A 22,411-nucleotide genomic window follows, 5' to 3' on the forward strand; every position below is an offset into this window, starting at 1 on the left:
CGCACCGCCGCGCCGGGTGACCTCTCGGTCATTTCTTCAGCTTGGTCCAGACCTTGGAGCGCAGCTGCAGGGCCTTGGGCGAGCAGAGCTTGAAGGGCTTCAGGCGATCCAGCTTGTCCGCCGGGGTGTTGATCGCCGGATCGTCGAACAGCTCCTTGTCCATGAACTTGTCCGAGCCTTCGATCGCGTTGTTGTACTTGGCGAAGTTGGAGGCCAGGGCGATGTTCTCAGGCTGCATCATCCAGTTCAGGAAGGCATGGGCCTCCTTGATGTTGGTGGCGTCCTTGGGAATGGTCAGGTTGTCGATGAACAGGCGCACGCCTTCCTTGGGATAGACGTAGACCAGGCTGGCGCGCTGGGCGTGGGCGCGGTGGAAGGCGCCGTTCCATTGCTGGTGCATGGAAACTTCGCCGGCGGCCATGCGTTCGATGGTGCCGTCGCTGTTGTACATGGCCAGCATGGGTTTCTGCTTGAGCAGCAGGTCCTGGATCTTCGCCGCCTCTTTCGGGTCCTCGGTGCACTCGTCGACGCCCAGGTAATAGGACGCCGGGGCGTACAGCTCCTCGATGGAGTTGAGCGCGACGACCTTGCCTTTCAGCTCCGCCGGCGGTTCGAAGAACGGTTTCCAGCTTTCATCCAGCTTGCCGCCGGGGACCTTGGCGCTGTCGTAGCTGTAGCCGGTGGTGCCCCACAGGTAGGGCACGGAGTAGTCGTGGCCCGGGTCGTAGGTCAGGGTCTTGAACTTGTCCTTCAGGTTGGCCAGGTTCGGCAGCTGCGACTTGTCGAGCTTCTGCAGCAGGCCTTCCTTGACGAAGATCTCGATGAAGCTGTCCGACGGCACCACCACGTCGTAGGCGCCGCCGCCGGCCTTGAGCTTGGCCAGCAGGGTCTCGTTGCTGTCGTAGGAGTCGAGGGTGGCGTGGATGCCGGTGTCCTTCTCGAACTTCTTCAGCAGCTCCGGCGGGAAGTAGTCGGACCAGTTGGCGAAGTGCAGGGTGCCTTCGGCATGGGCGCTGCCGGCCAGCAGCAGGCTGGCGGCGACGAGCGCGCGGGCGATGGGGGTACGGCGGAATTTCATCGGTGAAGCTCCTTGCAATGTTGTTTTGTTTGGCGGCAGGAGGTCAGCGGCGACGCTGGCCGACGTAGTACGACAACGCAACGAACGCGATGGAAATCAACAGTATTATTGAAGATATGGCGTTGATCTTCGGGGAAATCCCCATTCGGATGGAACTGAAGATGTAGACCGGCAGGGTGGTGGCTCCGGCACCGGCGACGAAGTAGGTGATGACGAAGTCGTCCATCGAGATGATGAATGCCAGCATCGCCCCGGACACGATCCCCGGCGTCAGCAGGGGGAAGGTCACCTTCCAGAAGGTCTTCCACGGCGAGGCATAGAGGTCCGCCGCCGCTTCCGCCAGCCGCGGGTCCATGCCTTCGAGACGGGCGCGGATCGGCAGGTAGGCGAAGGGAATGCAGAACACGATGTGCGCCAGCAGGATGGTGAACAGCGACAGCTTCAGACCGATGAAGGCGAAGAACATCAGGGTCGCCACGGCGGTGACGATCTCCGGCACCAGCAACGGCAGGCCCAGCACGCCGCTCATCAGCGTCTGCCCACGGAACGAGCGACCGCGCATGCCCAGCGCGGCGAGCGTGGCCAGGGTGGTGGCAACCACGGTGGCCAGGGTGGCGACGATCAGCGAGTTCTTCGCCGCGCGCAGGATTTCCGGGTCGTCCGCGACGACCGAGTACCACTTCAGGCTGAAGCTTTCCCACAGCGTGGCTGACTGGCCGCTGTTGAAGCTCAGCACCACCAGCACGAAGATGGGGATGTAGAGGAAGGCGAAGAACAGCCAGGCGGCGGGCCGGACCCCGGTGAACTTCCACAGCGGGTTGGCCGACTTCATGGATGACCTCCCGACGCGCCCTGCTTGAACCGCATGCTGTAGATCATCATTGCCAGCAGCACGAAGGCCAGCAGGGCGAAGGACAGCGCCGCGCCGAACGGCCAGTTGTGCGCCGTGCCGAACTGCAGCTGGATCAGGTTGCCGATCATCAGCGACTTACCGCCGCCGAGCAGCTCGGGAATGATGTAGCTGCCCAGCGAAGGGATGAACACCAGGATGCAGCCGGCGACGATGCCGGGCATGGCCAGCGGAATGATGATCCGCTTGAGCGCCTTCCAGCGGTTGGCGCCCAGGTCGAAGGCCGCCTCCACCAGGCGCCAGTCCATCTTCTCAAGGCTCGTGTAGATGGGCAGGACCATGAACGGCAGGTACGTGTAGAGCAGGCCGATGATCACCGCGTTGTCGGTGTAGAGAATCCCCAGCGAGGCGTCGGAGAAGCCCAGCCCGTGCAGCCCTTCGTCGATCAGGCCGCCGTTGCGCAGCAGCAGCATCCAGGCATAGACCCGCACCAGCAGGTTGGTCCAGAACGGCACCGTGACCAGGAACAGCAACAGGTTGCGCCGGCGTTCGTCCTGCAGCGCCAGGTACAGCGCAGTGGGGAAGCCGATCAGCACGCAGCCCAGGGTGGTCAGTATCGATAGCCAGAACGAGCGCTGGAAGATGCCCAGGTAGTCGGCGTTGAACGACAGGCTGTCGTCCAGGTCGCGCTCCCAGAGGAAGTTGATATAGGCCTCGACGGTGTGCTGGCCCCACTTCACGCCGCCGTAGTCGCCCGGTGCCTGGACCGACACGGCGAACATGATGCCCAGCGGCAGGACCAGGAACACGATCAGCATGATCATCGCCGGGCTGGTCAGGGCCAGGCGATTGAACAGGGATCTGCGTTCCGCTTGTGCGCGCAGTGTACTCATTCGGCCAGCACCCGGATGGCGGTGGCGGGAACGCGAACCCGCACCCGCGCGCCGGGCGCGTGGGTGGAAAGGGCGCCGTCGCGGTTCTGCTGACGTACGCGGAAGCCGCCCTGACCGGCGACATTGAGGTGATACACGGTGTCGGTGCCGACGTAGACGATGTTCTCCACCACGCCTTCGAGCTGGCCGTCCTGGGCGAGCTCGGTGCGTTCGGGGCGGATCGCCAGGGTCACCTTGCCGGGCAGGGTGGTGGCGGCCGGCAGCAACTGGCCGTCGGCCAGGCGCACGCTGTCGCCGCTGGATTCGCCTTCGAGGAAGTTGGTCTCGCCGATGAAGTCGGCCACCAGGCGATTGACCGGCGCCTCGTAGATCTCGGTGGGCGTGCCGATCTGCATGACCTTGCCGCGGCTCATCACCGCGATGCGGTCGGACATGGTCAGGGCTTCTTCCTGGTCGTGGGTGACGAAGATGAAGGTGATGCCGGTCTCGTGCTGCAGGCGCTTGAGCTCGATCTGCATTTCCTTGCGCAGCTTCAGGTCCAGTGCCGAAAGCGATTCGTCGAGCAGCAGCACCTTGGGCCGGCTGGCCAGGGCGCGGGCCAGCGCGATGCGCTGTTGCTGGCCGCCGGAGAGCTGGTCGGCGCGGCGCTTGCCGACGTCGGGCAGGCGCACGAGGTCGAGCATCTTCTGCACGGTGCCGTCGATGTCGCTGCGTTGCTTGCCCTGCATTTCCAGGCCGAAGGCGATGTTCTGGGCCACGGTCATGTGCGGGAACAGGGCGTAGCTCTGGAAGACGGTATTGACCGGGCGCTTGAAGGGCGGAAGGCCTTCCATCGCATCGCCGTAGAGGCGGATGCTGCCGGAGGAGGGTTGTTCGAATCCGGCGATCAGTCGCAGCAAGGTGGTCTTGCCGCAGCCCGAGGGGCCGAGGAGGGTGAAGAACTCGTTGGCGCGGATTTCCAGTGACACGTCGTCCAGGGCCTTGAGGCCTTGCCCGGGTGTACCGAACTCCATGCATATCCGCTCGATGGTGATCGCGCTGGTCATGCTCGTACCATGCAGTTAAGCAGTTGTTATTGTTGAGGTTTTACGGTTTCTAGGGCCGTTTCACCTAGCTGCGGATTGATAATGACCAAGCGCCGGGACGCGCAGAACGATAGATCAGGCCAATAAGGGATAAATCAGGCCAAGTTGAAAATGCCGTCTGAAATGCTGGATTTCGGGCGTCAGCGGTGTGTCGTCTGCCGGGCTTTTTGTAGGAGCGAGCTTACTCACGAACCGGTCGGCTCCGGCGCGTGGACTGGCTTTGCCCTCTCCCCAGCCCTCTCCCTGAAGGGAGAGGGGGCCGTGCGGAGTTCTTCGGATGGAATGGAGTCAGCCGGCGAGCGAGGGGCTTTCCGCTTGCTGCGGAAAGTCCCCTCTCCCTGAAGGGAGAGGTGGCCGTGCGGCGTTCTTCGGATGTAATGGCGTCAGCCGGCGAGCGTGGGACTTTCCGCTTGCTGCGGAAAGTCCCCTCTCCCTGAAGGGAGACGGAGCCGTCTGGAGTTCTTCGGATGGAATGGAGTCAACCGGCGAGCGAGGGGCTTTCCGCTTGCTCCGGAAAGTCCCCTCTCCCTGAAGGGAGAGGGAGCCGTGCGGAGTTCTTCGGATGTAATGGCGTCAGCCGGCGAGCGCGGGGCTTTCCGCTTGCTGCGGAAAGTCCCCTCTCCCTGAAGGGAGAGGGAGCCGTCTGGAGTTCTTCGGATGGAATGGAGTCAACCGGCGAGCGAGGGGCTTTCCGCTTGCTCCGGAAAGTCCCCTCTCCCTGAAGGGAGAGGGGGCCGTGCGGAGTTCTTCGGATGGAATGGAGTCAACCGGCGAGCCTGGGGCTTTCCGCTTGCTGCGGAAATTCCCCTCTCCCTTCAGGGAGAGGGTTAGGGAGAGGGTGTCGCCGGTCTGCACCTAGCCCCGATACAGGCTCGGACTCGCCCCACTCCAGCGCTGGAAGGCATGCCGGAAGCTGGCCGTCTCGCTGTAACCCAACTGCTCGGCGATCAGGTAGATCGGCAGGTCGGTGTCCTTGAGCAACTGCCGTGCGCGGTCGAAGCGCACCTCATCGAGCACCTGCTGATAACTGGTGTTCTGCTGTTGCAGATGGCGACGCAGGGTACGGGTGGAGCGGTGCAGGTGGCGTGCCACGCTGTCCAGGCTGGCGGTGTCCTGCAGGTGGCTGGCCAGGTGCTGGCGCAGCTGGTCGATCACGTCGCCGCGGCTGCTGAGCATCCCGCTCATGCGCAGGCACTGCTGCACGCCGTTGTGGCAACTGACCGGGTCGGCCAGCGGCAGCGGTCGGTCCAGCAGCGCCGGGCTGAAGCACAGGGCGCTGGTGGGGGCGCCGAAATCCACCGGGCAGCCCAGGCGCTCGGTGTAGGTCTCCGCGTGCAGCGGCGGCCGGTAAGCCAGCAGCAGGCGCCGAGGACGTACCGACTCGCCGAGCAGGTCGCGGATTACCGTCAGCAGCGAGGTCAGGCACAGCTCGGTGTTGAACACGGTCAGCTCCGGTGCGTAGCGGTAGCCGTCGGCGGTCAGGTGTACTTCGTCGCCCTGCGGCGTCAGCGCCAGGCGGAAGTAGGTGCCGAGCAGCTCGGGAAAGGACAGCGCCAGTTGCAGCGCATCGCGCAGGGTGCGGCTGGCGAGCATGCTGTAGCCGAGGATGCCGTAAGCCGAGACATGCATGCGCAGGCCCAGGTACAGGCCCAGTGCCGGGTCATGGTGGCAGTTGAGTGCATTGGCAAAGACCCGCAGTTCCTGCGCGTGGGTGATCAGCTTTTCCGGCGTCAGCAGGTCCGCCTCGCCGATGCCGCTGCCTTCCAGCAGCTTAGGGCGCGGTACGCCGGCGTGGTGCAGCACCTCGGTCGCCAGCACCACGGTGTGCAGGGTCGCCTGCTGGCGTTGTTCGGGGAGCAGGTGCTGGGCCATCTGTATGCCTCTTACGAAAGGTCTGCCGACGGTCTTGCGCTAACCTGACTCTAGCCTGCCGGCAGTTCCTGGTGACCTTTAAGCTTGGCTTCAGGCGCTGCTGTCACTCTGCCACGTCACTCCCCCGTTCGAGTCTTCCATGCGCCAACTGCTCAAACCCCGCCGTCTTTTCCTGCTCCTGGCACTGCTGGCCCTGGCCGCTCTGCTTGCGCTGGGCCAGAGCTTCCGGGTCTACGAGCGCGCCTGGTTCAAGCTCAATGAATGGCGGCACGCCGCCGAGTGGCAGGAAAAGTCCATCTGGCTGCCTGACTACCGCGTGGTGCTGGAGGCCCAGCCGATCGAAGGACTGGATGACGACGTCTCGGCGCTGACCTACGACCCGGACCGCCAGACCCTGTTCACCGTGACCAACCAGCGTCCGCAGATCATCGAGCTGTCGCTGGAGGGCAAAGTGCTGCGCAAGATCGATCTGCATGGCTTCGGCGACACCGAGGCCATCGAGTACATCAGTCGCAATGTCTATGTGATCACCGATGAAACCCACCAGCGGCTGATCCGTGTGGAATTGCGCGATGACACCCGGGAACTGCACGTCGAAGACGCCCAGCAACTCGCCCTGGCCCTGGGGCGTGGCGGCAACAGCGGTTTCGAAGGGCTGGCCTATGACTCGGTGGGCAAGCGCCTGTTTGTCGCCAAGGAGCGCAAGCCCGTGCATATCTACGAAGTGCGCGGCTTCCCCTACGAGCAGACGGAGCAGCCCATTGCCGTCCATGTCGTGGAAGACCTGCAGCACAACCGCAACCTGTTCGTCCGCGACCTGTCCAGCCTGCAGTACGACGAGCGCAGCGGGCACCTGCTGGCACTGTCCGACGAGTCGCGGCTGGTACTGGAGCTGAGCGCCGATGGTGAGCCGATCAGCTCCCTGTCGCTGTTGCGCGGGATGCAGGGATTGCGACGTAGTGTGCCGCAGGCCGAAGGCATTGCGATGGACGACCAGGGCACTTTGTACGTGGTCAGTGAACCGAATCTCTTTTATGTCTTCCGAAAGTCGTCGTCATTGGAGTCTCAGTAACAAAGGAGATACAGTGGCCGCCTTCCGAATCCTAAGTAGTGGCGTTGAGCCGGGATTGGGCCATGAATGTCATTCAAGAGGCGCTGATCAATCGGCGTCTGAAAAAATCCCTCGCCGGGCATCAGTGCCGCCTCGCCGGTGGCATCAAGTCACTGCGTGACGGTGCGCGCCTGTCGTTGGAGCCGGGCGTGAAGATCGGCAAGGCGAAGATCTACTCCGCGGACCTGGAAATCGGCGCCTACACCGATATCGTCAGTGGCAGCGAGTTTCGCCACGTCTCGCGCATCGGACGCTATTGCTCGATCGCCACCGAAGTGGTGATCGGCCAGGCGCGCCAATCGCACCCCATCGACTGGCTGACCACCCATCACTTCGCTTCCAACCCCAGATTGATCAACCGCCCGATCAAGCGCGACCACCCCTACCGCCCGGTGGTGATCGGCCATGACGTATGGATCGGCCGCGACGTGCTGATCCTCGACGGCGTCAAGATTGGTACAGGGGCCATCATTGGCGCGCAGTCGCTGGTGAACAGCGATGTACCGCCCTACGCCATCGTTGCCGGGACGCCGGCGCGGGTGATCCGCTATCGCTTCGAGCCGGAGGTCATCGAAGGCCTGTTGGCCAGTCGCTGGTGGGACTTGCCGCTGGACGTCCTCGGCGAGCTTCCGCTGGATGATCCACAAGCCTGTCTGGTGGCCCTGGAAAAAATAACACCGCCAGCGGCTGTCCGTCCGCGCCGTCTGCAGATTGCTTCGGAGCCCTTCCGACTGCGAGTGATGCCGGCGGAGCCGGCGCAGTCCGCGTCGCTGACCGGTGCCTCCGATACATGATGCCTGGCAGTTGCCGCTGAAGCAGGCCGGCGAGCCCGGTTACGGCCCGCTGCACAAGAAGCGCGAGACGCCCCGGAGGGCGCCTCGCTCAGCATCGATCAGAACTGCCACTGCACGCCGAGGGAGTAGGACGCCTGGCTGCCTTCGCTGTGGGCGAAGCGCGAGTTGGCCTCGGCGAACACGCCCAACTGCTCGGTGACTGCCAGCAGGGCGCCGGCCTGGGCGCGCCCGAAGTCCTTGTCCACGTCGCCCAGGTCAGCGTTGCGGGTGCGGCCATCGCCCAGGGCGGTCAGCGCGATATCGTCCAGGCGGCCGTCTGCCAGTTCCTTCACCCAGCGCACGCTGGCATAGGGCTGCACCGCCATGCGGTTGCCCAGCGGCAGCTCGCCGCGCAGGCCCCAGCCGAGGCTGGCTTCTACCGAATCGTAGTCCTGCTTCTCATAGCCCAGCGCAGTACGCAGGTCGTCGTCCTCGTTGAAATCGTCGATCTTGTAGTGCACGTAGTCCAGCCCGCCTTGCGGCCCGGTCTTGATGCCGGCGATGTCGAAGTCATAGCCGCCGTCGACCCGTGCGCCCCAGAACCAGGCGTTGGTATCGCCGTCGATGCGCTGGTCGAGCAGTACCGGGCCGTTCTTCGCCTTCAGGTACACCGAGCGCTTGCTGTCGAATTCGGCGTAGCCTGCGCTCAGCTCGCCGGCCAGCCAGGACGGGCCGCCATCGTTGAGCAGGCCGTAGAGACCCAGCTGCCAGGTTTCCGCTTCCAGGCGGGCGCTGTGGTCCAGGTTGTCGCGGCTGCGCTGGAAGCTCAGGCTGCCGCCGACGGTCACGGCTTCGCTGGCGCGATAGTCGCCCAGCAGGTTGACACCGGCGCGGTGTGAGCGCGGGTCTCCGGGCATGTCGAAGCCGCTTTCGGGGGTGGTTTCGCCTTCCACGCCGACGGCACCGTCGAAGCTGCCGACTGGGCGGGAAGTGCCCAGCAGCGTCAGCCACCGGCGGTCGTGCAGGCGAGTCAGGGCCAGGTGCTGGCGCTGCAGCTGGTCTTCCATCTGCCGGGCCATGGCGCCACCGGAAGCGGTGGACGCAAGCAGGTCGGCGTTGGTCAGCTCCAGCACCAGTCGCGTGAGCAAGCGGGAGAAGTCGCGCAGACGCTGGTCGATGCGCTCCTGGCCGAAGGCGCCGGTAAGGACCTGCTCATTGTCCAGGGTCGGATTGTGCCAGGTGGCGCCGCCGGGGATGGCGGGGTTGTCGGTCTGCACATAGCCATCCAGGTCGCCCAGCTCCCAGTTGGTGGCCTCGATGAACAGCACCGGGACGTTCAGCCCTTCGAAGCTTTCGCCGTCGCTGCAGCAACCGGTGCCGGCGGGATATTCCTCGTTCAGGCCGGGGTTGGTGAACAGCGGAATCTTCAGTTCCTGGGCGATGCGCAGGAGCTGGTCGCGGTAGGCGCCCAGTGCGGGGTTGTCGACGCTGTTGAAGCCGGCGTGGGCGTACATCCTGTCGCCGGTGATGAGACTGTCGAGGTTGATCATGCCCAGCAGGTTGCTGCGCTGCTCGTCGCTCAGGGAGGCGACGTAGGCGCGCGAACCGCGCAGGCCTTCCTCTTCGGCGCCGAAACCGACCACTTCCAGGCCGTTCTCCAGGGCGATGCCGCCCAGGTTGCGGGCGATCTCCGTCAGTACGGCGGCGCCCGAGCCGTTATCGTCCAGGCCCTGCAGTGTGGGGCGGCCGTAGTAGGTGTCGTAGTGGGCGCCCAGCACCACGTACTGGCCACTGCTGCCCGGAGCGCTGGCGATGACGTTCTGCGAGCTGCGGTTGCCGGCCCAGGTGAAGTCCTGGACCTGCGTCTGGTAGCCGAAGCCCAGGCGCGACTGCATCAGCGCGGTGGCGCCGGCGAAGCTGGCGGTACCGCGGTAACGGCCGGGGTAATCGTTGATCAGGGTGTCGAGGGTATCCCCGGCGTATTCCCCGTATTCGTAGGCATTGGCGTCGATCGCCAGCGCAGCGCAGCCCAGGCTGACTGCAACGGCTAAGGGTTTGAACACGGCACTTTCCTCTGTGTCGATTGGAATCGCATCGGTCTTCGATGCGTGCGGCGGAGGAAAGCAGGATGTGGACCGGTTCGCCGGAGATGGGCGGAATTTGACGCTTCAGTATCCGAGGGTGTCGCGCCACTGTAACAATAGCGATACACGACCGGTGGGGATGCCGGCCGTGAAAGGCATGCGCGCGGGGGCGCTCACCAAGTCAGTGCGTTATCAGGTGTCGTCGCTGATCGGCGCTTCTGGTGCATAGCGTTTGACCGCTGTCACCCCGGCGTCGGCGGTGGCCTTGCTGGCGTACATCTGGCTCTGCCCGACGACCTGGCCTTTGCTGGCCTTGAGCACGAAGTAATGCTTGCCGTTGCTGGCGACCTTGATTTCGAAGGCGCCCTCGCGCTGGGAGTTGCTGCGCACTGACTCGATGCCGCCCAGGGCCGAAGGCTTGGCCTTGTAGAGCTCGCTGGTCAGGACGATCTCGCCATTGCTGGCGTGGAGGTTGAAGAGGAACTGGCCATCACTGGCCTTCTTCAGATGGTACTTGGCGGCCATGCTGCATCTCCTTGCGGAAGGACTCGGTCATCCCAGCGTAGACGGCAGCAGGCGCTCTGGAAGGCGCCATCCGGCGGATGGCGCCTCGCGGGCTCAGACCTCGAGCGTCTTCACGCCTTCAGCGGTGCCCAGCAGCAGCAAATCAGCCGGGCGCGCTGCGAACAGGCCGTTGGTGACCACGCCGACGATGTTGTTGATCGCTTCTTCCAGTTGCACCGGGCTGTCGATGCGCAGGTTGTGCACGTCGAGGATGATGTTGCCGTTGTCGGTCAGCACGCCCTCGCGGTACACCGGGTCGCCGCCCAGCTTCACCAGCTGGCGCGCCACGTGGCTGCGGGCCATGGGGATGACTTCCACCGGCAGCGGGAAGCCGCCGAGGATCGGCACCAGCTTGCTGGCGTCGGCGATGCAGATGAACTGCTTGGCGACCGCCGCGACGATCTTCTCGCGGGTCAGTGCGGCGCCGCCGCCCTTGATCAGCTCCAGGCGCTCGTTGGTCTCGTCGGCGCCGTCCACATAGAACTCCAGCTCGCTGACGCTGTTCAGGTCGTAGACCGGGATGCCATGGCCCTTCAGGCGCTGGGCAGTGGCTTCGGAGCTGGCCACGGCGCCGTCGAACTCGGCCTTGTGCTTGGCCAGCAGGTCGATGAAGAAGTTGGCGGTGGAGCCGGTGCCCACGCCGACGATGCTCTTGCTGTCGAGGTGCGGAAGGATGTGGTCGACGGCGGCCTGGGCCACTGCCTGCTTGAGCTGATCCTGGTTCATGGCGAAGGGTCTTCTTACCTGGCTGGGCGCGAAAGCGCCGGGGAATAATCGAAAGGGCGGATTATAGCGGTCGATGGCGCGCCGGTGTTGCGCCGCCGGGCAACTGTTACGGTCATCTGCGCGCGGATTGTTCGGTGGCCCGCGCCGCGCCCGCTGGAGTAGACTCGCGGTTCCTCGAAAAGCCGCCGATATAGCCCTTCCGATGCTCGAACACTACGTCAAGAAGATCCTCACCTCGCGTGTCTACGACGTTGCCGTGGAAACGCCCCTGCAGCCCGCCCGCCAGCTCTCCGAGCGCCTGGGCAACCAGATTCTGCTCAAGCGCGAAGACCTGCAGCCGGTGTTCTCCTTCAAGATCCGCGGCGCCTACAACAAGCTGGCGCAGCTGAGCCCGGAAGAACTCGCCCGCGGCGTGGTCACCGCCTCCGCCGGCAATCACGCCCAGGGCGTGGCGCTGGCCGCCCGCGAACTGGGCATCAAGGCGACCATCGTGATGCCGCGTACCACGCCGGAGCTGAAGGTCCAGGGCGTACGCGCCCGCGGCGGCAAGGCCGTGCTGCACGGCGATGCCTTCCCCGATGCGCTGGCGCATTCGCTCAAGCTGGTGGAAGAGAAGGGCTACGTCTACATCCATCCCTACGACGATCCGGACGTGATCGCCGGCCAGGGCACCGTGGCGATGGAAATCCTCCGCCAGAACCCGGGCCGCATCGACGCGATCTTCGTGCCCGTCGGCGGCGGCGGCCTGATCGCCGGCATCGCCGCCTACGTCAAATACCTGCGCCCGGAGATCAAGGTCATCGGCGTCGAGCCGGACGACTCCAACTGCCTGCAGGCCGCCAAGGCCGCCGGCGAGCGCGTGGTGCTCGGCCAGGTCGGGCTGTTCGCCGACGGCGTGGCCGTGGCACAGATCGGCAAGCACAACTTCGAGCTGTGCAAGGACTACGTCGACGAGGTGATCACCGTCAGTACTGACGAGATCTGCGCGGCGATCAAGGACATCTACGACGACACCCGTTCGATCACCGAACCGGCCGGCGCGCTGGCGGTGGCCGGGATCAAGCGGTACGTCGAGCGCGAAGGCGTGAAGGGCGAGACCCTGGTCGCCATCGATTCGGGCGCCAACATCAACTTCGACCGCCTGCGCCACGTGGCCGAGCGTGCGGAGCTGGGCGAGAAGCGCGAGGCGATCATCGCCGTGACCATCCCCGAGCGCCCGGGCAGCTTCAAGGCCTTCTGCGAGGCCATCGGCAAGCGCCAGATCACCGAGTTCAACTACCGCTACAACACCGACAGCGAGGCGCACATCTTCGTTGGCGTGCAGACGCATCCGGAAAACGACCCGCGCGCGGCGCTGGTGCAGCAGCTGCAGGACCAGGGCTTCCCGGTGCTGGACCTGACCGACAACGAGCTCGCCAAACTGCACATCCGCCACATGGTCGGCGGCCATTCGCCGCGCGTTTCCGGCGAGCAGGTGTTCCGCTTCGAGTTCCCCGAGCGCCCCGGGGCGCTGTTCAACTTCCTCAACCGCCTGGGCGGGCGCTGGAACATCACCCTGTTCCACTACCGCAACCACGGCGCCGCCGACGGCCGTGTAGTCGCGGGCCTGCAAGTGCCGGAAGAAGAGCGCCACCTGGTGGCGGCCGCGCTCGATGAGATCGGCTACCCCTACTGGGACGAGACGGACAACCCGGCTTACCGCCTGTTCCTCGGCTGAGGACCAGGCCGGGGCGGCGCGACTGCTGCTAGGCTTGTCGCATCGCCGTCTTCTTCACAGGGAATTGAAATGGAAAGCCTGCAGACCTTGCGCATCCTCCACGGCATCGCCGCCGTGCTGCCCTTCCTCGCCATCATCGGCCTGGCCTGGTACGGCTGGCGCAGCTGGCGTGGCGGTGACGCCGGGGTGATCGCCAAGGCGCTGCAGCGCATCGGCCTGATCGGCTGGGTGCTGGTCGCCGGCAGCGTCGCCAGCCTGCCGGTCAGCGGCTATCGCATGGTGCAGACCGTCGGCTGGCCGCTGGGCCAGACCTGGTTGCTGGGCAGCGCCTGCCTGCTGATCGTCGCGACGATCTTCTGGTTGCTCTTCACCACCCGCCTGTGGCGCATCCGCGACCTGGCGCTGGCGGCGCAGGGCAGTGGCGAACCGATCGCTGCCGGTGCGGCGCGGCAATGGAAGTTCGGCCTGGCCTTTTTCGCGCTGGCGCTGCTGTGCGTGGTTGCCATCCTGGTGCTGATGATCAGCAAGCCGGTGTGATGCCCGCCGCGTGAACCTCTACCTGCTGCTCAAGACCCTGCACATCCTCTCTTCCACGCTGCTGTTCGGCACCGGCCTGGGCTCGGCCTACTACAGCTGGCGCGCCTGGCGCAGCGGCAACCTGGACGCCATCCGCATCACCTTCCGCCACCTGGTCACCGCCGACTGGCTGTTCATCGCCACCACGGCGGTGTTCCAGCCGCTGAGTGGCATCGCCATGGCGCACATGGCCGGCTGGCCGCTGGACTCGGGCTGGCTGCTGTGGAGCCTGGGGCTTTATATGTTCGCGGGCGCCTGCTGGCTGCCGGTGGTCTGGCTGCAGATTCGCGTGCGGAACATGGCCGAGGCTGCGCACCGGGAAGGCACCGCGTTGCCGCCGCGAGCCTTCCTCTATATGCGCGGGTGGTTCGCCCTGGGTTGGCCGGCGTTCCTGGCGTTCCTGGCGATCTTCTACCTGATGGTCAACAAGGGCTTCGGAGCCCTCAGCGCAGGCTGATTACCGGCCAGCCGCGCTCGATAGCGACGGCGCGCAGGGTGTCGTCGGGGTCCACCGCCACCGGGTTGGCGACCAGCTCCAGCAGCGGCAGGTCGTTGCGCGAGTCGCTGTAGAAGTAGGCGTCGTCCAGAGTCAGCCCGGTTTCCTGCAGCCAGCGGTTCAGGCGGGTCACCTTGCCGCCCTGGAAGCAGGGCACGTCGAAGGTGCGGCCGGTGTAGAGGCCGTTGTCCATCTCACACTCCGTGGCGATCAGGGTTTCCACGCCCAGGCGTTCGGCGATCGGCCCGGTGACGAAGCGGTTGGTGGCGGTGATGATCACCAGCTTGTCGCCGGCGGCGCGGTGCTCGGCCAGCAGCGCCTCGCCCTTGGCCAGGACGATGGGTTCGATCACTTCCTCCATGAACTGGCGGTGCCAGATGGCCAGCTGCTCCAGGCTGTTGCGGCCCAGGATCGCCTGGGTGAAGGCCTGGTAGGCGAATACGTCGAGGGTACCGGCCATGTAGTCGGCATAGAAGGCATCGTTGCGCGCCTGGTACTCGCCAGCATCCACCAGCCCCCGCTGGCACAGCCATTCGCCCCAGCTGTGGTCGCTGTCGCCAGCCAGGAGGGTGTTGTCGAGATCGAAGAGAGCCAGTCGCACGATGGATTACCGCCAGTTGCCAATACGGAAAAGTCGCCTAGAGTAACGGCTTTTGCCCACCTGGCACAGGACGCCGAAGCCCGCGTTGCCGCTGTCACAAGCTTTGTGGAACAATGCGGGCACACGCGATTTCGAGGATGTACCGCCGTGATCGATCCCGATGGTTTTCGCCCCAATGTCGGCATCATCCTTTGCAACGATGTCGGACAGGTATTGTGGGCACGGCGCATCAACCAGGAAGCCTGGCAATTTCCCCAGGGCGGCATCAACGCCCGCGAAACCCCTGAGGAAGCGCTGTACCGCGAACTGAACGAAGAAGTCGGCCTGGAAGAGCAGGACGTCAAGATCCTCGCCTGTACCCGGGGCTGGCTGCGTTACCGCCTGCCGCAACGCCTGGTGCGTACCAACAGCCAGCCGCTGTGCATCGGGCAGAAACAGAAGTGGTTCCTTCTACGCCTGACCGGCGAGGAAAGCCGGGTGCGCATGGATGTGACCGGCAAACCCGAATTCGACGGCTGGAAATGGGTGAGCTACTGGTACCCGCTGGGCCAGGTCGTGACCTTCAAGCGCGAGGTCTACCGCCGGGCACTGAAGGAATTGGCACCGCGCCTCCTGGCGCGCGACTAGCACGAAGTTCAAGGAGTTAGACCCCCACGCCATGCTCAACACGCTGCGTAAGATCGTCCAGGAAGTGAACTCCGCCAAGGACCTCAAGGCGGCGCTGGGCATCATCGTGCAGCGCGTGAAGGAGGCGATGGGCACCCAGGTGTGCTCGGTCTACCTGCTGGACCCGGAGAGCAACCGCTTCGTGCTGATGGCCACCGAGGGCCTGAACAAGCGCTCCATCGGAAAGGTCAGCATGGCACCCAACGAGGGCCTGGTCGGCCTGGTCGGCACCCGCGAGGAGCCGCTGAACCTCGAGAACGCCTCCGAACACCCCCGTTACCGCTACTTCGCCGAGACCGGCGAGGAACGCTACGCCTCCTTCCTCGGCGCGCCGATCATCCACCACCGCCGGGTGATGGGCGTTCTGGTCGTGCAGCAGAAGGAAAAGCGCCAGTTCGACGAGGGCGAGGAAGCCTTCCTCGTCACTATGAGCGCGCAGCTCGCCGGTGTTATCGCCCACGCCGAAGCCACCGGCTCGATCCGCGGCCTGGGCAAGATGGGCAAGGGCATCAGCGAAGCCAAGTTCGTCGGCGTCCCCGGCGCGCCCGGCGTGGCCGTGGGCAAGGCCGTAGTGGTCCTGCCGCCGGCCGATCTCGAAGTGGTCCCGGACAAACCCATCGACGATGTCGAGGCCGAGGTCGAGCGCTTCAAGCAGGCGCTGGAATCGGTCCGCGAAGACATGCGCAACCTCTCCAGCAAGCTGGCCACCCAGCTGCGCAAGGAAGAGAGGGCGCTGTTCGACGTCTACCTGATGATGCTCGACGACGCTTCCATCGGCCTCGAAGTCAAACGCATCATCCGCACCGGCCAGTGGGCACAGGGCGCCCTGCGCCAGGTGGTCATGGAGCACGTGCAGCGCTTCGAACTGATGGACGACGCCTACCTGCGCGAGCGCGCATCGGACGTCAAGGATATCGGCCGGCGCATCCTGGCCTACCTCCAGGAAGAGCGTAAGCAGTCGCTGACCTACCCCGACCAGACCATCATCGTCAGCGAGGAGCTGTCGCCGGCCATGCTCGGCGAGGTGCCCGAAGGCAAGCTGGTGGGCCTGATCTCGGTGCTCGGCTCGGGCAACTCCCACGTCGCCATCCTCGCCCGCGCCATGGGTATCCCCACGGTGATGGGCGCGGTCGACCTGCCGTATTCCAAGGTCGACGGCATCGACCTGATCGTCGACGGCTACCACGGCGAGATCTATACCAACCCCTCGCCGCAGCTGGTCAAGCAGTACGGCGAAGTGGTCGCCGAAGAGAAGGAACTGAGCAAGGGCCTGGCCGCGCTGCGCGAGCTGCCCTGCGAGACGCTGGACGGCCATCGCATGCCGCTGTGGGTCAACACCGGCCTGCTGGCGGACGTGGCGCGCGCCCAGGAGCGCGGCGCCGAGGGTGTCGGGCTGTACCGCACCGAAGTGCCGTTCATGATCAACGACCGCTTCCCCAGCGAGAAGGAACAGCTCGCCATCTACCGCGAGCAACTCTCCGCCTTCCATCCGCTGCCGGTGACCATGCGCACCCTGGACATCGGCGGCGACAAGGCGCTGTCCTACTTCCCGATCAAGGAAGACAACCCCTTCCTCGGCTGGCGCGGTATCCGCGTCACCCTTGACCACCCGGAAATCTTCCTGGTGCAGACCCGCGCCATGCTCAAGGCCAGTGAAGGCCTGGACAACCTGCGCATCCTGCTGCCGATGATCTCCGGCACCCACGAGCTGGAAGAGGCGCTGCACCTGATCCACCGCGCCTGGGGCGAGGTGCGCGACGAAGGCGTCGACATCCCCATGCCGCCGATCGGCATGATGGTGGAAATCCCCGCGGCCGTGTACCAGACCCGCGAACTGGCGCGCCAGGTGGACTTCCTCTCGGTCGGCTCCAACGACCTGACCCAGTACCTGCTGGCGGTGGACCGCAACAACCCGCGCGTCGCCGATCTCTACGACTACCTGCACCCGGCCGTGCTGCAGGCGCTGAAGAAGGTAGTCGACGACTCCCACGCCGAAGGCAAGCCGGTGAGCATTTGCGGAGAAATGGCCGGTGATCCCGCCGCCGCCGTGCTGTTGATGGCCATGGGCTTCGATTCCCTGTCGATGAACGCCACCAACTTGCCTAAGGTTAAATGGCTGCTGCGCCAGATGACCTTGTCCAAGGCTCGCGAACTGCTCGGCCAACTGATGACCTTCGACAACCCGCAGGTCATCCACAGTTCGCTGCACCTGGCTCTGCGCAACCTGGGGCTGGGCCGTGTGATCAACCCGGCGGCGACCATCCAGGCCTGACGCTGCAGCAGCCCTTGGCGAAAGACCCCTGACGGATACGTGCATCACTGCAGGGCGGACGAAGAAACAAGGCTGGAAGACCGGCCGGGACGCAGCTTATGGAAAAGCTCGACCAAAATCCCTGCACACAAGCCAGCGACAGCGCCCGTACCCTGCGCTATGCCCTGAGCATCGTCAGCGATGGCATCTGGGACTGGGACATCCGCACCAATCACGTCACCCGCAGTCCGAGCTGGTACGCCATGCTGGGCTATGACCCGGGCAGTCTTCCGGAAAATGTCATCACCTGGCACGAGATCATTCATCCCGATGATTTCGAACGGGTCATGTTCGCCTTCGATGCCTATGTGCAAGGTCGCAGCGGCGTCTACCGCGAGGAGTACCGCTGCCGCTGCCAGGATGGCAATTATCTGTGGGTCAGCGACCACGGGCGCTTCTTCGAATTCGACGCCGATGGCAAACCGACGCGGATGATCGGCGCGCACCGCAACATCCATGAGCGCAAGCTCGCGGAGCTGGCATTGCAGGAAAAGAACCACGAACTGCACCAGCTCAACCTGAGCCTGGAGTACCTGGTGCTGCAGCGCACCGAGGCCTTGCGCCAGGCCAACCAGGCGCTGGCCGAGCAGGCTGCCGTCGCCCAGCGCCTGGCCGAGATCGATCCGCTGACGCAGATCGCCAACCGTCGGCGCTTCGAGCAGCAGTTGCACGCCGAATGGCAGCGCCTGCAACGCCATGGCCATGGTTGCTCACTGATGATGTTCGACCTGGACCACTTCAAGCGCATCAATGACAGTCTCGGCCATCAGGCCGGCGATCGCGTGCTGGTGGCGGTCGCCGAAGTGGTGCGGCGGCGCCTGCGCGAGGAGGACTGCTTCGCCCGCTGGGGCGGCGAGGAATTCATCGTGCTGCTGCCGGAAACCCCCAGCGAAGCGGCGCGGGAGCTCGCCGAACGGCTGCGCCTGAGCCTGCGCCGGGCGGACGTTTCCCTGCCGACGCAACTCACCGCCAGCTTCTCTGTGACCCAGATGCAGCCCGGCGAAGACCTGATGGTGATGATGCGCCGGCTGGATGACGCGCTGTACCGTGCCAAGCGCCAGCGCGACTGCATCGTCGTCTGCTAGAGGGTCAGGACAACCTCGCCCAGCCGCGCGCCGCTGGGGCCGAAACTGTGCTCCAGCATGTCGCGGCGGCCATCGGCGTGGACGATCAGCGCAGTGCTGGCGCGGGTGCCGTAGGTTGGGCTGGCGATGAACACGCTTGAGAGCAGGCGCTCGGTGGCCAGGCCGACGCCGGTTTCCGGCAGCTCCGCATCATCGGGCTGGCGGTTGTCTGCCAGCAATCCGACCAGTGTGCGGGTGTCAGGCCTGTCGAGCGCGGCTTCCAGCGCATTGCGCGCACGGGTCAGCTTGGGCCAGGGGGTGTTCAGCGCGGCATTGGACAGCCCGTGCACACCCGGCGCCACTGCCACCGGCGGACCGACGCGCGGGTTGAAGTAGCAGAGTTGCGCACGGTCGCCTACCAGCAGGTTGAAGCCGCTGTAGTCCGAAGCGCGGCGGGCGACCTGCTGCAGGTACTCCAGCGGTGATTGGCGGCCCTGCAGGTAAGCCGCCACCAGCTCGCCGCGGGAGCGCGGGCCCAGCGGTTGGCCGGGGTCGCGCACGTTGGTCAGGGCGGCGAAGCGGCCATCCGGCGCCACGCCCAGCCAGGTGCCGCCGGCCTCCAGGTCACGGCCGGCGTAAAGGCCGGGATATTCTTCCCAGGCCGCCAGCGGCAAGGCCGGGCGGGCGTAGAATTCATCGCGGTTGGCCGCGACGATCAGGGGCGTGGCGTGGCCGGGACGCCAGGCGAAGACGATCAGGCACATGGGGCGAACTCCGTAGTGTGCCGGCAGTCTATCAACATCCGCCGAAGACCCGGAGTGGCTGGAGCGCCCCGGAGCCTTCGGCTACCATGCCCGCTTTATTGGCCGAGGTTGCCCATGGAGTTCGTGCTCTACCTGGTGCTTGGCGCCTGCGCTGGCGTGCTCGCCGGCCTGTTTGGCGTCGGCGGCGGGTTGATTATCGTCCCGGCGCTGGTGTTCAGTTTTACTGCCCATGGCTTTTCACCCGATGTGCTGACCCAGATGGCGGTGGGCACTTCGCTGGCAACCATCATCTTCACCTCGATCAACTCGATCCGCGAACATCACCGCCGGGGCGCCGTGCTCTGGCCGGTATTTGCCTGGATGACCGTCGGCATTCTGGTCGGCGGCGCGCTGGGTGCTGTCACTGCGTCGAAGATCCAGGGGCCGGTGCTGCAGAAAATCATCGGCAGCTTCGCCATCCTGGTGTCGATCCAGATGGCGCTGGGCCTGCAGCCCCGGGGCGAACGAGGGCTGCCCGGGCGGTTCGGCATGGGTGTTGCTGGCGGTGTGGTGGGCTGGGCGTCGGCGATCTTCGGCATCGGCGGCGGCTCGCTGACCGTGCCTTTCCTGTCCTGGCGGGGCGTCTCCATGCAACAGGCGGTTGCGACTTCCTCGGCGTGCGGCCTGCCGATTGCCATCGCCGGCGCGATATCCTTCGTCGCGGTCGGCTGGCACAACGAAAAACTGCCGGAGCTGAGCCTGGGTTTCGTCTACCTCCCGGCACTGGTGGGCATTGCCGTCACCAGCATGTTCTTTGCCCGCATCGGGGCGCGGCTGGCGCATCGCCTGCCGGCGAAAGTCCTGAAGCGTTTGTTCGCCCTGCTGCTGTTCAGCGTGGGCTTGAGTTTCCTGATCTGATTCCTGCTAGGAGAAGCGGATGCTGCCTTATCCACAGATCGACCCGGTTGCCTTGTCGCTCGGGCCGCTGAAAATCCACTGGTACGGCCTGATGTACCTGATTGGCATCGGCGGCGCCTGGCTGCTGGCGTCGCGCAGGCTGAAGGACTTCGACCCGACCTGGACCAAGGAGAAGCTCTCCGACCTGGTGTTCTGGGTGGCCTGCGGCGTGGTCCTGGGCGGTCGCCTGGGCTACGTGCTGTTCTACAACCTGGACGAGTACATCGCCAATCCGACGCTGATCTTCGAGGTCTGGAAGGGCGGCATGTCCTTCCACGGTGGCCTGATCGGCGTGATGCTGGCCACCTGGTGGTTCGGCAAGCGCAACAACAAGAGCTTCTTCCAGCTGATGGACCTGATCGCGCCGCTGGTGCCGATCGGCCTGGGCGCCGGGCGCATTGGCAACTTCATCAACGGCGAGCTGTGGGGCAAGGTGTCCGACGTGCCCTGGGCGATGGTCTTCCCCACCGGCGGCCCGGAGCCGCGCCACCCATCGCAGCTGTACCAGTTCGCGCTGGAAGGCGTGGCGCTGTTCGTGGTGCTCTGGCTGTTCACTCGCAAGCCACGCCCGACGGCCTCGGTGTCCGGCCTGTTCGTGCTGTGCTACGGCATCTTCCGCTTCATTGTCGAGTTCGTCCGCGTGCCGGATGCCCAGTTGGGCTACCTGGCGTGGGGCTGGCTGACCATGGGCCAGGTGCTGTGCGTGCCGATGGTGCTGGGCGGTATCGGGCTGATGGTCTGGGCCTACCGCCGCGCCCCGGCGCAGCCGGCCGCGAGCTGAGCATCGCCTGAATGAAAAAGCCCGCCGATTGGCGGGCTTTTTCATGGTTTTTGTAGGAGCGAGCTCGCTCCTACAGATTCCGTGTCAGACGGGCTCGACGATCAGCAGCACGCCATCCTGCCTGGTTACGCGCACCGGCGCGCCTGCCGGCAAATCCGGCCCGCTGACCAGCCAGACGCTGTCGCCGACGCGAATCTTGCCGCGACCGCCGACGATGGCGTCGTGCAGGGCGAACTGCCGGCCGACCAGCTCGCTGCCGCGGCGGTTGAGGCTGGAGGGGACGGCCTGGCGCTTGTTGAGGCGCTGATGGTTCCACCAGTACAGCGCGGTGAGGATCGCCAGCACGCCGAAGGCCAGGCACTGCCAGACCCAGTCCAGACCCGGCACGAGGAAGGAGAGCACGCCGGTCAGCGCGGCGGCGATACCGATCCACAGCAGGTAGCCGCCGGCGCCGAAGATTTCCAGGATCAGCAGGACGATGCCCAGGCCCAGCCAGTCCCAGAAGCCGAGGTTCTGGAGAAAGGCGCCCATCAGCTACGGCCCTTGGTGTCGCCGAAGGTGGCCTTGACGATCTCGCCGATGCCGCCGACCGCGCCGATCACCTGGCTGGCTTCCAGCGGCATCAGCACGATCTTGCTGTTGTTGGAGCTGGCCAGTTGGCCGAGGGCGTCGACGTACTTCTGTGCGACGAAGTAGTTGATCGCCTGCACGTTGCCGCTGGCGATGGCTTCGGAGACCACCTGGGTCGCCTTGGCTTCGGCCTCGGCCTGGCGCTCGCGGGCTTCGGATTCGAGGAAAGCCGACTGGCGCAGGCCCTCGGCTTCGAGGATCTGTGCCTGCTTCTTGCCCTCGGCGGTGAGGATTTCAGCGGCGCGGCGGCCTTCGGCTTCGAGGATCTGCGCACGCTTCAAGCGCTCGGCCTTCATCTGGCTGGCCATGGCTTCCACCAGGTCGGCCGGCGGGCTGATGTCCTTGATCTCGATGCGGGTGACCTTCAGGCCCCAGGGCGCAGTGGCCTCGTCGACGGTGCGCAGCAGGCGTTCGTTGATCGCGTCGCGCTGGCTGAGCATGTGGTCCAGCTCCATGGAGCCGAGCACGGTGCGGATGTTGGTCATCACCAGGTTGCGCACGGCGTTTTCCAGCCCGCTCACTTCGTAGGCCGCCTGCGCCGCGTCGACCACCTGGAAGAAGCACACGGCGTCGATCTGCACGATGGCGTTGTCGGCGCTGATGGCCTCCTGCGGCGGCACGTCGAGCACGCGCTCCATCATGTTGATCTTCTGGCCGACGCGGTCCACCACCGGGATGATGATGCTCAGGCCCGGCTTCAGGGTGACGGTGTAGCGGCCGAAGCGCTCGATGGTCCATTCGTAGCCCTGGGGCACGACCTTGAACCCCATGAGGACGATAACGATGGCGAGAATGACGAAGAGCAGGGCGACGCTGCCGATTTCCATGCAAAG

General features: G+C 65.3%; 22 protein-coding genes. 10 read left to right on the forward strand and 12 right to left on the reverse strand.

Features of this window, described 5'->3' with window-relative positions; translation table 11 throughout:
- Positions 1-28: 28 nt before the first annotated feature.
- The 5 genes from C167_RS0123875 to C167_RS0123895 all read right to left on the reverse strand — a co-directional run bounded on the left by C167_RS0123875 (position 29) and on the right by C167_RS0123895 (position 5,778).
- Complete coding sequence (locus C167_RS0123875; RefSeq protein WP_017520829.1) at positions 29-1,078, reverse strand: extracellular solute-binding protein; 1,050 nt, start codon at positions 1,076-1,078, stop codon at positions 29-31.
- Positions 1,079-1,121: 43 nt separating this feature from the next.
- Positions 1,122-1,910, reverse strand: coding sequence for an ABC transporter permease (locus C167_RS0123880; protein WP_017520830.1), 789 nt, complete (start codon positions 1,908-1,910; stop codon positions 1,122-1,124).
- The gene (locus tag C167_RS0123885; RefSeq protein WP_017520831.1) at positions 1,907-2,821 is read right to left on the reverse strand and encodes an ABC transporter permease; all 915 of its coding nucleotides are present in this window, start codon (positions 2,819-2,821) and stop codon (positions 1,907-1,909) included. Before C167_RS0123885 ends, C167_RS0123880 begins: the two co-directional genes overlap by 4 nt.
- On the reverse strand, positions 2,818-3,867 hold the full coding sequence (locus C167_RS0123890) for an ABC transporter ATP-binding protein (protein ID WP_017520832.1): 1,050 nt from the start codon (positions 3,865-3,867) through the stop codon (positions 2,818-2,820). The genes C167_RS0123885 and C167_RS0123890 overlap by 4 nt, the downstream gene beginning before the upstream one ends.
- 894 nt (positions 3,868-4,761) lie before the next feature.
- The gene (locus C167_RS0123895) at positions 4,762-5,778 is read right to left on the reverse strand and encodes an AraC family transcriptional regulator (RefSeq protein ID WP_017520833.1); all 1,017 of its coding nucleotides are present in this window, start codon (positions 5,776-5,778) and stop codon (positions 4,762-4,764) included.
- A gap of 139 nt (positions 5,779-5,917) precedes the next feature.
- Between C167_RS0123895 and C167_RS0123900 the strand changes: the two genes are divergently transcribed.
- The gene (locus C167_RS0123900; RefSeq protein WP_017520834.1) at positions 5,918-6,850 is read left to right on the forward strand and encodes an SdiA-regulated domain-containing protein; all 933 of its coding nucleotides are present in this window, start codon (positions 5,918-5,920) and stop codon (positions 6,848-6,850) included.
- A gap of 62 nt (positions 6,851-6,912) precedes the next feature.
- Complete coding sequence (locus tag C167_RS0123905) at positions 6,913-7,683, forward strand: CatB-related O-acetyltransferase (RefSeq protein WP_017520835.1); 771 nt, start codon at positions 6,913-6,915, stop codon at positions 7,681-7,683.
- A 98-nt stretch (positions 7,684-7,781) separates the two neighbouring features.
- Here C167_RS0123905 and C167_RS0123910 read toward each other — a convergent pair whose 3' ends face one another.
- The 3 genes from C167_RS0123910 to rpiA form a co-directional block, all read right to left on the reverse strand.
- On the reverse strand, positions 7,782-9,725 hold the full coding sequence (locus tag C167_RS0123910; RefSeq protein ID WP_017520836.1) for an autotransporter outer membrane beta-barrel domain-containing protein: 1,944 nt from the start codon (positions 9,723-9,725) through the stop codon (positions 7,782-7,784).
- Positions 9,726-9,938: 213 nt separating this feature from the next.
- Complete coding sequence (locus C167_RS0123915; RefSeq protein ID WP_017520837.1) at positions 9,939-10,271, reverse strand: YegP family protein; 333 nt, start codon at positions 10,269-10,271, stop codon at positions 9,939-9,941.
- Between the two features lie 93 nt (positions 10,272-10,364).
- Positions 10,365-11,036 (reverse strand): ribose-5-phosphate isomerase RpiA, encoded by a 672-nt coding sequence (gene rpiA / locus C167_RS0123920; protein WP_017520838.1) that lies wholly within the window; start codon positions 11,034-11,036, stop codon positions 10,365-10,367.
- A 190-nt stretch (positions 11,037-11,226) separates the two neighbouring features.
- Between rpiA and ilvA the strand changes: the two genes are divergently transcribed.
- The 3 genes from ilvA (at position 11,227) to C167_RS0123935 (ending at position 13,786) form a co-directional block, all read left to right on the forward strand.
- A complete protein-coding gene (gene ilvA / locus C167_RS0123925; RefSeq protein WP_085988865.1) occupies positions 11,227-12,753 on the forward strand; it encodes a threonine ammonia-lyase, biosynthetic in 1,527 nt (508 codons plus the stop codon).
- Between the two features lie 69 nt (positions 12,754-12,822).
- Entirely contained in the window at positions 12,823-13,290 is a 468-nt protein-coding gene (locus C167_RS0123930) for a DUF2269 domain-containing protein (protein WP_017520840.1), read from the forward strand.
- 10 nt (positions 13,291-13,300) lie between these two features.
- On the forward strand, positions 13,301-13,786 hold the full coding sequence (locus C167_RS0123935) for a DUF2269 family protein (RefSeq protein ID WP_017520841.1): 486 nt from the start codon (positions 13,301-13,303) through the stop codon (positions 13,784-13,786).
- Here C167_RS0123935 and C167_RS0123940 read toward each other — a convergent pair.
- Positions 13,773-14,426, reverse strand: coding sequence for an HAD family hydrolase (locus tag C167_RS0123940; protein WP_017520842.1), 654 nt, complete (start codon positions 14,424-14,426; stop codon positions 13,773-13,775). The genes C167_RS0123935 and C167_RS0123940 overlap by 14 nt on opposite strands.
- Before the next feature lie 147 nt (positions 14,427-14,573).
- Between C167_RS0123940 and C167_RS0123945 the strand changes: the two genes are divergently transcribed.
- The 3 genes from C167_RS0123945 (at position 14,574) to C167_RS0123955 (ending at position 18,488) form a co-directional block, all read left to right on the forward strand.
- A complete protein-coding gene (locus C167_RS0123945; protein ID WP_017520843.1) occupies positions 14,574-15,053 on the forward strand; it encodes an RNA pyrophosphohydrolase in 480 nt (159 codons plus the stop codon).
- Positions 15,054-15,084: 31 nt separating this feature from the next.
- Positions 15,085-17,364, forward strand: coding sequence for a phosphoenolpyruvate--protein phosphotransferase (gene ptsP / locus C167_RS0123950; RefSeq protein ID WP_017520844.1), 2,280 nt, complete (start codon positions 15,085-15,087; stop codon positions 17,362-17,364).
- Positions 17,365-17,462: 98 nt separating this feature from the next.
- On the forward strand, positions 17,463-18,488 hold the full coding sequence (locus C167_RS0123955) for a sensor domain-containing diguanylate cyclase (RefSeq protein ID WP_017520845.1): 1,026 nt from the start codon (positions 17,463-17,465) through the stop codon (positions 18,486-18,488).
- Here C167_RS0123955 and C167_RS0123960 read toward each other — a convergent pair.
- A complete protein-coding gene (locus C167_RS0123960) occupies positions 18,485-19,231 on the reverse strand; it encodes an NRDE family protein (RefSeq protein ID WP_017520846.1) in 747 nt (248 codons plus the stop codon). The two genes, C167_RS0123955 and C167_RS0123960, sit on opposite strands and share 4 nt — an antisense overlap.
- 114 nt (positions 19,232-19,345) lie before the next feature.
- On the opposite strand from C167_RS0123960, the gene C167_RS0123965 reads away from it, so the two are divergent.
- Positions 19,346-20,128, forward strand: coding sequence for a sulfite exporter TauE/SafE family protein (locus C167_RS0123965; protein ID WP_017520847.1), 783 nt, complete (start codon positions 19,346-19,348; stop codon positions 20,126-20,128).
- Positions 20,129-20,147: 19 nt separating this feature from the next.
- A complete protein-coding gene (gene lgt / locus C167_RS0123970; protein ID WP_017520848.1) occupies positions 20,148-20,948 on the forward strand; it encodes a prolipoprotein diacylglyceryl transferase in 801 nt (266 codons plus the stop codon).
- 84 nt (positions 20,949-21,032) lie between these two features.
- Here lgt and C167_RS0123975 read toward each other — a convergent pair whose 3' ends face one another.
- Positions 21,033-21,479, reverse strand: coding sequence for an NfeD family protein (locus tag C167_RS0123975; RefSeq protein ID WP_017520849.1), 447 nt, complete (start codon positions 21,477-21,479; stop codon positions 21,033-21,035).
- Positions 21,479-22,405 (reverse strand): SPFH domain-containing protein, encoded by a 927-nt coding sequence (locus C167_RS0123980; protein WP_017520850.1) that lies wholly within the window; start codon positions 22,403-22,405, stop codon positions 21,479-21,481. Before C167_RS0123980 ends, C167_RS0123975 begins: the two co-directional genes overlap by 1 nt.
- Positions 22,406-22,411: the final 6 nt, after the last annotated feature.

The sequence above is a fragment of the Pseudomonas nitroreducens TX1 genome (genome assembly GCF_000313755.1).
GTDB lineage: Bacteria > Pseudomonadota > Gammaproteobacteria > Pseudomonadales > Pseudomonadaceae > Pseudomonas > Pseudomonas nitroreducens_A.